Raw genomic sequence first — 12,615 nt, 5'->3', positions numbered from 1 at the left:
CCATCGGCCAGGCGCGGTTGCCATCCAGCCCCGAGACCTCGCGCGGGTGCTCGGGCTTTTTTTTGCCTAATTTCTCATACAAGAACCGCTGACCAGGAGGACATGAACCATGTTGGACGACGCACTCAAAACCCAGTTGAAAGCCTATCTGGAGCGCCTGACCCGGCCTGTGGAGCTGGTGGCCACGCTCGACGACAGCCAGGGCGGGCGCGACATGCGCGCGCTGCTGGAGCAGATCGCCGAGCAAAGCGACAAGATCAGCCTGCGCACCGATGGCAGCGATGCGCGCGCGCCCTCGTTCCTGATCACCAACCCCGGCGTGGACAGCGGCCTGCGCTTTGCTGGCGTGCCGCTGGGGCATGAATTCACTTCGCTGGTGCTGGCGTTGCTGCAAGTGGGCGGCCACCCCTCGAAAGAGCCCGAGCAGTTGCAGCAGCAAATCCGCGACATCAGCGGCCGCTTTCACTTCGAGACCTATTACTCGATCACCTGCCACAACTGCCCGGACGTGATCCAGGCGCTGAACCTGATGGCCGTGCTCAACCCCAACATCACGCACACGGCCATCGACGGGGCGCTCTACCAGCAGGAGATCGAGGACAAGCAAATCATGGGCGTGCCCACGGTGTTCCTCAACGGCCAGCACTTCGGCCAGGGGCGCATGGCGCTGGCCGAGATCGTGGCGCGCATCGACGACAGCGCCGCCGAGAAGGCTGCGCAGGAGATCAGCGGCAAGGCGCCGTTCGACGTGCTCATCGTCGGCGGCGGCCCCGCTGGCGCGGCCGCCGGCGTGTATGCCGCGCGCAAGGGCATTCGCACCGGCATTGCGGCCCAGCGCTTTGGCGGCCAGGTGCTCGACACCATGGACATCGAGAACTACATCTCCGTGCGCAAGACCGAAGGCCCGCAGTTCGCCGCCGCGCTGGAGGCGCACGTCAAGGACTACGACGTGGACATCATGAACCTGCAAACGGCCAGCAAGCTGGTGCCGCCCAGCGCGCCGGGCGGATTGATCGAGGTGCAGTTCGAAAGCGGCGCGCGCCTGCAGGCCAAGACCGTCATCCTCTCCACCGGCGCGCGCTGGCGCGCCATGGGCGTGCCCGGCGAGGAGGAGTACCGCACCAAGGGCGTGACTTTCTGCCCGCACTGCGACGGCCCGCTGTTCAAGGGCAAGCGCATTGCCGTCATCGGCGGCGGCAACTCTGGCGTTGAGGCCGCCATCGACCTGGCCGGCATCGTCGAGCACGTCAGCCTGCTGGAGTTCGCCCCGCAGCTGCGCGCCGACGACGTGCTGCAGAAGAAGCTGCGCTCGCTGCCCAACGTTGACGTGCTGCTCAACGCCCAGACCACGCAGGTGCAGGGCCAGGGCGGCAAGGTCAACGCCCTGGTGTACAAAAATCGCGAGACTGGTGCCGAAAGCACGCTGGCGCTGGAGGGCATCTTCGTGCAGATCGGCCTGCTGCCCAATACCGATTGGCTCAAGGGCACGCTGGAGCTCTCGCCCATGGGCGAGATCGTCGTCGATGCCCATGGCCGCACCAGCATCCCCGGGGTGTTTGCCGCGGGCGACTGCACCACCGTGCCCTACAAGCAAATCGTCATTGCCGCTGGCGATGGCGCCAAGGCCGCATTGAGCGCTTTTGACCACCTGATCCGCTCGTGATCGGCCTGCGCCACGGGCCCGGCGCGGGCCTGTGGCGCCATGCAAAAAGCGCCAGCGGTGCACATGCCGCTGGCGCTTTCTCGCATGGTCAGAGCGAATGCTCTTGGAGCAGGCGCTTACAGCGTGCAGGAGACGCAGCCCTCGACCTCCGTGCCCTCCAGCGCCATCTGGCGCAGGCGGATGTAGTAAATGGTCTTGATGCCCTTGCGCCAGGCGTAGATCTGCGCCTTGTTCACGTCGCGCGTGGTGGCGGTGTCGCGGAAGAACAGCGTCAGCGACAGGCCCTGGTCCACGTGGCGCGTGGCGGCGGCGTAGGTGTCGATGATTTTCTCCGGGCCGATCTCGTAGGCGTCCTGGTAGTACTGCAGGTTGTCCTGCGCCAGATAGGGTGCGGGGTAGTACACGCGGCCGACCTTGCCTTCCTTGCGGATCTCGATCTTGGCGACGATGGGGTGGATGCTGCTGGTGGAGTTGTTGATGTAGGAGATCGAGCCGGTGGGCGGGATGGCCTGCAGGTTCTGGTTGTAGATGCCGTGCTGCTGGATGCTGGCCTTGAGGGCCTTCCAGTCCTCCTGCGTGGGGATGGCGATGCCGGCCTGCTCGAACAGCTGGCGCACGCGGGCGGTCTTGGGCTCCCACTTCTGGAAGATGTATTTGTCGAAATACTCGCCGCTGGCGTATTTGGAGTCCTTGAAGCCCTTGAAGGTCTTGCCGGTCTCGATGGCCAGTTGGTTGGAGGCGCGCAGCGCGTGGTAGGTGATGGTGTAGAAGTAGATGTCGGTGAAGTCGATGCCTTCTTCGCTGCCGTAGAAGATTTTCTCGCGCGCCAGGTAGCCGTGCAGGTTCATCTGCCCCAGGCCGATGGCGTGCGAGTCGTCATTGCCCTTGGCGATGGAGGGCACGCAGCGGATGTCGCTCATGTCGGAGACGGCCGTCAGCGCGCGGATGGCCATCTCCACCGTCTTGGCGAAGTCGGGCGAGTCCATGGTCTTGGCGATGTTCAGGCTGCCCAGATTGCAGGAGATGTCCTTGCCGATGCTCTCGTAGCCCAGATCGTCCACGTAGTGCGAAGGCTCGTTGACCTGCAGGATCTCCGAGCACAGGTTGCTCATGTTGATGCGCCCCTTGATGGGGTTGGCGCGGTTGACCGTGTCCTCGAACATGATGTAGGGGTAGCCCGATTCGAACTGGATCTCGGCCAGGGTCTGGAAGAACTCGCGCGCGTTGATCTTCTTCTTGCGGATGCGCGGGTCGTCCACCATCTCGCGGTATTTCTCGGTGATGGAGATGTCGGCCATGGGCTGGCCATAGACGCGCTCGATGTCGTAGGGCGAGAACAAATACATGTCCTCGTTGTTCTTGGCCAGCTCGAAGGTGATGTCGGGGATGACCACGCCCAGCGACAAGGTCTTGATGCGGATTTTCTCGTCGGCATTCTCGCGCTTGGTGTCCAGAAAGCGCAGGATGTCGGGGTGGTGGGCGTTGAGGTACACCGCCCCCGCGCCCTGGCGCGCGCCCAGTTGGTTGGCGTAGGAGAAGGCGTCTTCGAGCAGCTTCATGATCGGGATCACGCCCGAGGACTGGTTCTCGATGTGCTTGATGGGCGCGCCCGCCTCGCGGATGTTGCTCAGGCAAAAGGCCACGCCGCCGCCGCGCTTGGACAGTTGCAGCGCCGAGTTGATGGAGCGGCCGATGGACTCCATGTTGTCCTCGATGCGCAGCAAAAAGCACGAGACCAGCTCGCCGCGCTGCTGCTTGCCGCAGTTGAGAAAGGTCGGCGTGGCCGGCTGGAAGCGCCCGCTGATGATCTCGTGCATCAAGTCCATGGCCATGGCCTCGTCGCCGCGCGCCAGCGTCAGCGCCACCATGCACACGCGGTCTTCGTAGCGCTCCAGATAGCGCTTGCCGTCAAAGGTTTTCAGCGTGTAGCTGGTGTAGTACTTGAAGGCGCCCAGGAAGGTTGGGAAGCGGAATTTGTGCGCATAGGCCGCATCCCAGAGCTTTTGCAGAAAGGCAAAGTCGTACTGCGCCAGCACCTGGCCCTCGTAATAGCCTTTCTCCACCAGGTAATCGAGCTTTTCCTTCAGGTTGTGGAAAAACACCGTGTTCTGGTTCACGTGCTGCAAAAAGTACTGCCGCGCGGCCAGCCGGTCTTTGTCGAGCTGAATTTCCCCCCTCGGCCCGAACAGGTTGAGCATGGCGTTGAGCGCGTGGTAGTCCAGCTCCAGCTCCTCCTTGGTGGCCGCCGGCGCCTTGTGCACCGGCGTGGCCTGCAGCGGCGCTCTGGGCTGGGGCGGCTGGGCGGCGGGGGCCTGTGTCTTGGGGGCAGGGGCGTAGGCGGTCTCGGTAGAGGTGGCTGGCATGGCGGGCTCGGCGGGAAAGAGGGGTCAAAAAGGGGTCAACAAAAAGAGCAAAGGCAGGCAGGCGGGCGGCGCATGCCCCAGCGCAGCCGCAGCCGCGGCCGCGGCCGCGGCGCGTGGCCGTTGCGCTACGGGTGTGGCGCAGGTTCGGGCGCAGGTTCCGGCAAAGGCGCGGGCTGCTGGGCGGCCTGCTGCAAGAAGGCGCTGATGCCCTGGCGCACGCGCTGCACATCGTCGCTGGTGCCCAGCAGCTCGAACTTGTAGAGCAGCGGCACCTGGCATTTTTGCGCCACCACCGCCCCGGCCAGCCCGTAGGCTGTGCCGAAGTTGGTATTGCCCGCAGCGATCACGCCGCGCAGCAGGCGGCGGTTCTCAGGCTGGTTCAGAAACGCGATGACCGGCTTGGGCACGGCGCCCTTGAGGCTGCCGCCGCCGTAAGTGGGCACGATCAGCACATAGGGCCCGCTGGCCTGGCACTGCTCGGCCTGCGCCGCCTTCAGCGGGATGCGCTGCGCGGGCAGGGCCAGCTTCTCGACGAAGCGGTGCGTGTTCTCTGAAACGCTGGAGAAGTAAACGATCATGCGGCAACGGCAATGCGGTCGTGGCAGCCCCGGGCAAGCAGCCGGGGGGCGGCGCGCAAGAGGCGGCGCAGCGGCGCGCAGAGCGTGAATGGGCGCTTCAGGCCGTGGCCGTCAGGCTGGCGATCTTGTCGGGGCGAAAGCCGCTCCAGTGCATGTCGTTGGCAACGACCACCGGCGCCTGGGTATAGCCCAGGTTTTTCACCATCGCCATGGCGGCGCTGTCCTGGGACAGGTCGACGACCTCATAGGCAATGCCCTGGCGATCGAGGGCGCGGTAGGTGGCGGTGCACTGGACGCATGAGGGCGTGCTGTAGACCGTGACCTGCATGGGTGGCTCTCCTTCTTTCAGACGATGGGGTGGCGTGCGCAAGGGGGCGTCCCTCAGGTCGCGGCAGCGGTTTGCCCATGCCGGGCCGTGCGGCGGGTCTCCTCCCTCGAAATTGCATGGCGGGCGGCCATCCAGCGGTCCTTGCCAGGGCCTGTGGCGTGGCCCCGTTGGGGCCGCCGATGCAAACCGGGCGATGCTACCATAGCCCGGCGGCCCAGCCACTAGATGTAGTGGCATTCTGCAAGCAAAACACTACATCTAGTGTTTTTGGCCGCTTTGTTGATTTTTTGCAAGATGCTGGCTGGGCGCGGCCTGCGCGGCCACATCGGGGCGCGGGGCCTGTGCTGGCAAGGCCCCGGCAGGCCCAAGCCGCGCCGCATGTGCCCTGCCGCGCCATGGGGTGCCACGGCTTTTGGGCGCCATGTTGCAATTGGTTGCAATCGGCGCCCGGCGATCAGCGCCCGGGCGGCGGCGTTACCACTGGCCGGTTTCCATGCGGATGGCCACCTCGCAGTCGTCGAAGATGGCCAGCTTGGCAATGCGCACGCGCACGCCGATGACGCCGGGCAGCTGCATCAGCCGGTGCGAGACCTTGCCGATCAGGGTCTCCAGCAGGTTGACGTGCTCGGCCGTGCACTCGTCGATGATGATCTGGCGCACCTTGCGGTAGTCCAGCACACTGTGGATGTCGTCGTCGGCGGGCAGCAGCGGCTGCGTGCCCTGGTGCAGCTCTGCATCAACCTGGATGGGCTGCGGGGCATTGCGCTCATGCGCCAGGATGCCCAGGTTGGCATCAAAGCGCAGGCCGGTCAGGGTCAGGGTCTGGGCGCCTTTGGTGTGGTGCATGGCAGGGATGCAGTGCAGCGAAAAGAAAAACGGGCCGGCCAGTGCATGTGCAGGGTCATGCGCGCTGCTCCAGGCGGCGCAGCGCGGCCCAGCACAGCATGAGCATGAACAGATAGAACATGGTGCCGCTGTTGTGCGCGAAGAACACCTGCGTCCAGCCAAAGCCGATGTACATCAGGGCGATGGCCGAGCCCATCAGGCGCAGCGACCACCATTGTGCCTGCTGCCATGGCGGCGGCGCTGCGGCCAGCAGCGCTGCCTGGCGCGCGCGGCTGGGCCAGAACAAGGCCAGCGGCACGCCGTAGAACGCCAGCAGCAGCGCCACGCCCAGCAGCCCGCGCTTGGAGAACAGATCCAGCACCTCGTTGTGGGCGTGGTCGAAGTAGGTGGTGTTGATGTCGAACTGGCCAGCCTGCGCCAGGCGCAGCTTTTCCTGCTTGTAGCCCGCGTCGCCCCAGCCCAGCCAGGGCTTTTGCTGGCCCATGTGCCAGGCCAGGCGCCAGTGCTCCAGGCGGTGGCCGATGGAGGTGCTGGCATCGCCCTGGGTCTGGTAGGCGGCCACCTCCGTGCCCATCAGCTGCAGGCGCTGCACGACCTGCGGCAGGCTGACGGCCAGCGGCGCCAGCAAGGCCAGCAGCAGGGCCGCCCATTGCCAAGCCGGCCAAGCGGGCCTGGCGGGCCGCCCGGGCCGGCGCAGCAGCGGCCAGGCCAGCAGCGGCAACAGCAGCAAGGCCAGCCAGCCGCCGCGCGTGAGCGAGAGCACCGAGGCGCCGAACGCCGCGCCAATGGCCAGCACCAGCCCCAGCCGCATGCCCGGCCGCAGCCGCTGGTAATGGCAGGCCAGCACGATGCCCGCCAGCACCGCCAGCAGCAGCGCCAGGTTGCCGAACTGGATGGCATTGGTGTGGCCCGCGGCCCTGGCCATGCCCAGGCCATAGACCTGCCACAGCGCGATGCCGCCGGCCCCCAGGCAGCCGGCCAGCAGGCCTTTTTCCAGCGCCTGGGCGCTGGGCGGGTGGGCCAGCGCATAGCCCAGGCAGGGCAGGGCCAGGGCGTATTTGCTGAACCGGTCCCAGCGCGCCGCGCCGGCCTGGGCATCGCCCTGGATGGCCCACATCAGCCCCATGGCCAGGATGGTGGCCGCCAGCAGCCAGCTGCCGGCATCCAGCCGCGGCAGGGTTCTGGGCCAGTGGTAGAGATTGCCCAGCGCCAGCAGCAGCAGCAGCAGCGCCCCCCAGGAGTAGCCCGAGGGCAGCGCCAGCGCCAGCGCCGGCACCAGGAAGGCCGCTGCGCTGCTGGCGCGCTCCCAGCGCCCGGCCGGCGCGCGTGGCCTGGGCTCAGTGGCGGCGGCGCTGGACATCGTCACTGAGGCGCTCGTAGTCGTAGCGCAGCGCCGCATAGCGCAAAAAGCTCTCCAGCGCCTTGAAGAAGCAGTAGAGAAAACCCGCGCCGCCGCCCAGCAGGCCCAGGCGCAGCAGGTAATAGCGCACAAAGGCCACCAGCGCCGCGGCCAGGCCGCGCAGCACGCCGCCTCGCTTGCCCTGCGCCTTGCGCTTGGTCGCGCCCAGCATGGCGTACTGCATCACCTTGGCCATGGAGGTGCTGACGTCGGGGTTGGTGTAGTGCACCAGCAGGGCCTGGATGTCCTTGCGCGGTGCGGGCGCGCGCAGCAGGGCCTGCTCGTGCACCACGCCCTCGAAGCGTTCGATCAATTGCCGCGGGAACAGGCGCACGACCCGGGTGCGCGACATGCTGCGCGGCAGCACGCGGCCGAATGCCACCAGCTGCCAGCGGATGCACCAGACGGCCTGCCGGTCGTCCTGCGCGACGATGGCCAGCAGCTCTTGCTGGAAGGCCGGCGAGATCACCTCGTCGGCATCGAGGAAGAAGACGAAATCGCCGCTGGCGTGCTCCAGCAGGCGGTTGCGCTGCACGGCAAAGCCGTGCCAGTCCGCGTGCACATGCACGGCCGCGCCCATGCTGCGGGCGATCTCCACCGTCCTGTCGGTGCTGCCGGCGTCCACCACCACCACCTCGTCGGCAAAGGCGGCGCTTTGCAGGCATTGGCCGATGTGCCGCTCTTCATTGCAGGCCAGTACCGCGATGGTCAGCCGGGGCCGCTGGGCACCTGCAGGTGCCCGGCCAGGGGCCAGGGGGGCGGCGTGGGGATGTGGCAGCTCGCGGTCCATGGTGGGGCAGGCAAGGCGAGGGGCTAGCGGACAGTGGCGGTGGCAAGGCTGGGCGCGCAGGGCACAAACCGCCAGCGGGGCGGCAGCGCAGGCGCGACCATCGTCAAAAACCCGCCATTATCGGCGCGCCGCCAAGCGGCGGCCCGTGCCGGGCCGCAATTTTTCGGCGCGCGCCCAGCGCGTGAGCAGGCTCTCATGGCGCTGCGCTTGCGGTGGCCGCACCGGCATCAACGTCGGTCGCGCGGCCCAGTTGCCAGCTTTGCAGGCGGCCGGCGCGAAAGCGGCAATCCAGCCAGGCCCCGCCCGGGTCTTGCCAGCGGTAGACCTCCTCGGCCTGGCCCAGCGGGCCTTGCGGCTCGCCCAGCGCGCGGGTGTGCTGCACGACCTGCAGCAGCGTCATGCCGGCCTGCAAGCGGCTGTTGAGCATCACGGCGCTGGAGACAAAGCCCTTGGGCGAGCTGGCCGCCGCGCGCAGCACGCGCAGTACCCGGCTCAGGTGCAGCAGCACGAAAAACACCACCGCGCCCAGCGCCAGCATGAAGCCGGGCCAGCCGCGAAAGGCAAACCCGGCCATGAGCAAAGCCACTGCGGCGATCAGCCACAGCAGCAGTTTCAGTGTCGCTTGCATGGGGCGCGATTGTATCGGCGGGCGGCCACCGGCCCCGCGCAGCCATCAAGTGATGCGCGCTGCCAGCAGCGCCAGCGCCAGGGCTGCGCCCTGCAGCAGCAGCCAGCCGGCCTGCCGGCGCAGCAGCTGCAGGCAGGCGCGCTGGCGTTGCGGCCAGGGGCGCGGCGGCGCAGCGGCATGGCCGGGGTGCAGGCCCAGGGCCTGCAGGGCGGCATCGAGCTGGCTGGCCGCTTGCTGCGCATCGCTGGCGTGGCAGGCCAGCCAGTGCAGCAGCTGCGCGTCGATGGCCGTGCGCGCGGCGCTGAGCTTTTGCGCCCATGCGGCCAACAGGCTGACGGCCAGGCCCAGCGCGGCCCACAGGCCAGGCTGGCTGGGCCAGGGCCAGGCGGTGGTCGCCTGCGCCGCCAGCAGCAGCAGCGCCAGCGCGGCCAGGGCGTTGCTGCAGCCATCGATCAGCCGGCCCTGGCGCAGCACGGCCGCCAGCACGGCCCATTGGTAGCGTTGCGCGCTGGCCTCGGCCGCAGCGCTGGGGGCCGATGGCGGGCATGACGGCGGGCATGGCATGGCGGGCTTTTCTTCAGTCATGTGCACAGGCTCTGGGTTGCGGGCGGATGGCCGGTTCGTTGGCCAACTTGCCGGCCAACTTGATGGTCAATTGCGCCAGCACGGCGCGGTGGCTGGCGTGCAGCACGGCCTGGGTGCGGGCCGCCTGCAATCGGGCGACGGCCTCGGCCGGGGTGGCGGCGTGGCCATAGCGCAGCAGCCAGGCGGCCACGGCCATGGCGCTGCGCGAATAGCCCAGCGCGCAGCACACCAGCACGGCCTGGCCGGGCGCCTGGCGGCGCGCTGCCTCGATGGCGTCGGCCGCCTGCAGGCATTGCTCGGCCGTGGGCGTCAGCAAGTCCAGCCAGGGCAGGGCGGTGTAATGGGCCAGCTGGCGGTGCACGGCGCGCGGGCAGGGCAGCTCGGCGCACAGGTCGATCAGCGCGGCGCATTGCGGCGGCAGCTCGGGCCCGGGCCGCGCCGGCATGCGGCCCAGCCACAGGCCCGGGGCGATGGCGTTCGGCTGCGGGTGGCGTCGCGTCCACCAGCGGCGGTTCAGCCAGGCCGCCAGCGTGTACGGGGCCAGCAGCCAGCGGCTGGCCGTGCTGTGGCGGCCATCGGGGCGCTTTTGAAAGCCCGCGCTGCCCCACCGGGCGTAATGGCCGGCCACCAGCAGCAGCGCCGTGGCCGGCCACAGCAGCCACAGGGCGGCGGGCTGGCCCAGGCGGGCCAGCAGCGCGGCCAGCGCCGCGCAGGCCAGCGCCCCGAGCAGGTAGCGCCGCGCCAGCCGGCGCCGGGCGGCGTCGGCCGGGGCCGGGCCGGGGGCGACGTGCGCCAGTGGCGGCATGGGCCAGAGCCAGGCGGCCAGCAGGCCCAGCAGCGCGCCGGTGGGCAGGTCGATGAAGTGGTGCTGCCAGGTGGTCAGCACCGACAGGCCGATCAGCGCAAACCAGCCGTGCAGCAGCCAGCGGGCCCAGCGCGCCTGCAGGTGGCGCCCGTACAGCAGCCAGAGCACCACCAGCAGCGCGATGTGCAGCGAGGGCGCCTGGTTGAAGGGCTTGTCAAAGCCCATCAGCGCATCGAACAGCAGGCCGAAGGCGCCGTCGATGGCCGGGCGCTGCCAGGCAAAACGCAGCGGCCACAGCAAGAAACAGGCGATGGCCACGGCCTGCACCGTCAGCAGCCGCCGCCAGTGCGTCAGCAGCTCTTGGCGCGAGCGGCAGACGAACAGCGACAGCGCGTAGAGCAGGTTGATGGACCAGTAGGGCACGATGGTCCAGGGCCACAGCGGGATGTGGCGCTCCCAGTCGAACACCACGCTGCCCACGCCCTGGCTGCCCCAGTGGCCCAGGGCGCGCTGCTCGGCCGCGTAGTTGGCCAGGCCATAGCTGGTATAGAACAACACGGCCAGCGCCAGCAGGCGCCACAGCGCCTGCCGCCACAGGCCGGGCGGGCGCGGCGGCAGGGCGGCGGGGGTGGCTTTGGGGATGGCGTTGTGGGTGATGGCGTGGCCCATGGCGCGTCCTTGGCAGCAGGCTCTCAGCCCAGGCGCTGCGCCAGCGAGACGCTGAAGATGCCCCAGCGGTCGATGCGCTGGGTCAGCTTGCGAAAGCCGGCGGCGGCCACCAGCTCGTCCATCTCGGCCTGGCTGCGCAGGCGCATCACCCAGGGCTGGCCGCCGCGGTGGCTGCTCAGGGCCCGGGCGATGAGCTCCTGCTGCGGGTGCCAGGGCTGGCCGGTGTAGATCAGGTAGCCGCCTGGGGGCACGGCCTGGGCCAGCCCGGCCAGCGAGCGCGCCACCAGCGCGTTGTCGTCAAACAGCTCGTACAGGCCGGAGACCACGGCCAGCGTGGGGCGCGGCTGCAGCTGGGCCAGGTCCTGCTCGTCGAAGGCGTCGCCCTTGGCAAAGCGCGCCACGTCCGCCAAGCCCTTGGCGGCGATCAGGGCCTGGCCGTCGCGCACGTTGATGTCGCTGTAGTCGCGCAGCAGCACCTGCTCGGGCAGCGCGATCCCGGCCGGGCGCTGGGCAATGGCTTCGAGCATGTAGCGGCCGTGGCCTGCGGCGATGTCCACCATGCGCAGCGGCTGGCCGGCCTCGTGCAGCCGCTGCATGGCCAGGTGCAGCAGCTCTTCGAGGTGGCGCTTGCGCTGGCGGATGCCGCGCCAGCCGATGGAGTTCAGGTAGTTGCGATCCATGAGGCGGCCCAGCGCGCTGGGGCTGTCGGCCCGGTTGCGGTACACGTAATCCAGCGTGCTGCCGGAGTCGAAGCCAGTCTCGAAGCCCAGCTTCAGCCCGTTGGAGAAGCGGCTGCCCCAGCGCAGCGCGGCGCGCTGCAGCTGCCAGTAGCGCTGCGCCAGCGAGCCTGGCGGCAGCGGCGCGGCCAGCGCCTGGGCCTGGGCGCAGCCGGGGCCGGCGCGGTCGGCCTGGCGCAGGCTGGGCGGCGCGGGCGCATCCCAGGCGGCGAGGATGAAGCGCCGCGCCTGGGCCACAGCGTGGGCGCGGTCGCGCTCGCCCAGGGTGTCGTGGTAGAAGCCCGGCAGCACGATGTGCTCTTTGAGGCTGGCGCCCAGGCGCTCGAAAAAACGCTGCTGCACGCCGGTGCGCACCACGAAGTCGCTGCCCGAGACGAGCAATTGCGTGGGCGCGCGGATGGCCTGGGCGTCGGCGACGATGCGCTCGGCCGTGTCGTACAAATCCAGCAGCACGTTCACGGCAATGGGCCGGGTGATCAGCGCATCGCTGGCGTAGCTGGCAGCGCGCTCGCGGTCATGCGTCAGAAAGCGCGGCTTGACGTAGCTGTTGACGAAGAACTTGCCGCGCAGCCTGTGCAGCAGCTTCAGCGCGGGGCGCGCAAAGGGCACGTACAGCTTGATGTCGAAGGCCGGCGCGGCCAGCACCTGGGCGCGGATCGGCGGCGCGTAGTCGTGCACCCAGGTGGCGGCCAGCACCGCGCCCACGCTTTGCGCCACCAGGGCCATGTCCTGCGGGGCCACGCCGTGCTGCTGCTGCAGGTGCTGGGCAAAGTCCTGCAGGTCGCGCACATTGGTGGCAAAGCCCGGGCTGTCGCCGCGCTCGCCGCCTGACAGGCCATGGCCGCGCGCATCCCAGGCGAAGAACTGGAACTGCGGCAGCGCCAGCTCCTCGACCAGGTGCGCCATGCGCCCCGAATGCTCATGGCCGCGGTGCAGCAGCACGATGGTGGGCGTGGGCGCCGCGGCCTGCACGCCGTAGGCCGCATCGCCCTGTGCCACGGGCGCGGCAGGCTGCACGGCCGGCCAGTGCCGGTAGAACAGCGACAGCCCGTCGTGCGTGGTAAAGCGCCGCTCCTGCACGGGCCGCGCCGTCGGGCGGGCATCGTGTTGCGCCGGGTCGCTGGGCAGGTGGGGCAGGTCCGGTTGTGGTTGCTGCGGTAGCTGGTGCTGCATGGCGTTGGCCCTCTTGGCTGTTTTGCTGAGTTTGCAGGCAGGCGGCGCAGG

General features: G+C 69.0%; 11 protein-coding genes. 1 reads left to right on the top strand and 10 read right to left on the bottom strand.

Annotated elements, in window-relative coordinates; translation table 11 throughout:
- Positions 1–109: 109 nt before the first annotated feature.
- Positions 110–1,663 (top strand): alkyl hydroperoxide reductase subunit F, encoded by a 1,554-nt coding sequence (ahpF, locus tag CK625_RS08695; protein WP_095539921.1) that lies wholly within the window; start codon positions 110–112, stop codon positions 1,661–1,663.
- 116 nt (positions 1,664–1,779) lie between these two features.
- Here ahpF and nrdE read toward each other — a convergent pair whose 3' ends face one another.
- From nrdE to CK625_RS08645, 10 genes are all read right to left on the bottom strand, one after another.
- Positions 1,780–4,026: a class 1b ribonucleoside-diphosphate reductase subunit alpha gene (nrdE, locus tag CK625_RS08690; protein WP_095539920.1), complete on the bottom strand. Its 2,247-nt coding sequence runs from the start codon at positions 4,024–4,026 to the stop codon at positions 1,780–1,782.
- Between the two features lie 125 nt (positions 4,027–4,151).
- Positions 4,152–4,604 (bottom strand): class Ib ribonucleoside-diphosphate reductase assembly flavoprotein NrdI, encoded by a 453-nt coding sequence (nrdI, locus tag CK625_RS08685; protein ID WP_095539919.1) that lies wholly within the window; start codon positions 4,602–4,604, stop codon positions 4,152–4,154.
- Between the two features lie 97 nt (positions 4,605–4,701).
- Positions 4,702–4,932, bottom strand: coding sequence for a glutaredoxin-like protein NrdH (nrdH, locus tag CK625_RS08680; protein WP_095539918.1), 231 nt, complete (start codon positions 4,930–4,932; stop codon positions 4,702–4,704).
- Positions 4,933–5,406: 474 nt separating this feature from the next.
- The gene (locus tag CK625_RS08675; RefSeq protein ID WP_095539917.1) at positions 5,407–5,778 is read right to left on the bottom strand and encodes a dihydroneopterin aldolase; all 372 of its coding nucleotides are present in this window, start codon (positions 5,776–5,778) and stop codon (positions 5,407–5,409) included.
- A 55-nt stretch (positions 5,779–5,833) separates the two neighbouring features.
- Positions 5,834–7,138 (bottom strand): O-antigen ligase family protein, encoded by a 1,305-nt coding sequence (locus CK625_RS08670; RefSeq protein ID WP_095539966.1) that lies wholly within the window; start codon positions 7,136–7,138, stop codon positions 5,834–5,836.
- On the bottom strand, positions 7,116–7,967 hold the full coding sequence (locus CK625_RS08665; protein WP_095539916.1) for a glycosyltransferase family 2 protein: 852 nt from the start codon (positions 7,965–7,967) through the stop codon (positions 7,116–7,118). Before CK625_RS08665 ends, CK625_RS08670 begins: the two co-directional genes overlap by 23 nt.
- 193 nt (positions 7,968–8,160) lie before the next feature.
- Positions 8,161–8,595: a glycerate kinase gene (locus tag CK625_RS08660; RefSeq protein ID WP_095539915.1), complete on the bottom strand. Its 435-nt coding sequence runs from the start codon at positions 8,593–8,595 to the stop codon at positions 8,161–8,163.
- Between the two features lie 45 nt (positions 8,596–8,640).
- Complete coding sequence (locus CK625_RS08655) at positions 8,641–9,180, bottom strand: hypothetical protein (RefSeq protein ID WP_095539914.1); 540 nt, start codon at positions 9,178–9,180, stop codon at positions 8,641–8,643.
- Entirely contained in the window at positions 9,173–10,654 is a 1,482-nt protein-coding gene (locus CK625_RS08650; protein ID WP_095539913.1) for a phosphatase PAP2/dual specificity phosphatase family protein, read from the bottom strand. The genes CK625_RS08655 and CK625_RS08650 overlap by 8 nt, the downstream gene beginning before the upstream one ends.
- A gap of 23 nt (positions 10,655–10,677) precedes the next feature.
- Positions 10,678–12,564: a bifunctional alpha/beta hydrolase/class I SAM-dependent methyltransferase gene (locus tag CK625_RS08645; protein ID WP_095539912.1), complete on the bottom strand. Its 1,887-nt coding sequence runs from the start codon at positions 12,562–12,564 to the stop codon at positions 10,678–10,680.
- Between the last annotated feature and the right edge of the window lie 51 nt (positions 12,565–12,615).

It is taken from the genome of Vandammella animalimorsus (assembly GCF_002285265.1).
Lineage (GTDB): Bacteria > Pseudomonadota > Gammaproteobacteria > Burkholderiales > Burkholderiaceae_C > Lampropedia.
The sequence above is the reverse complement of the archived record's forward strand: the minus strand, read 5'-3'. Positions and strand labels throughout refer to the sequence as shown.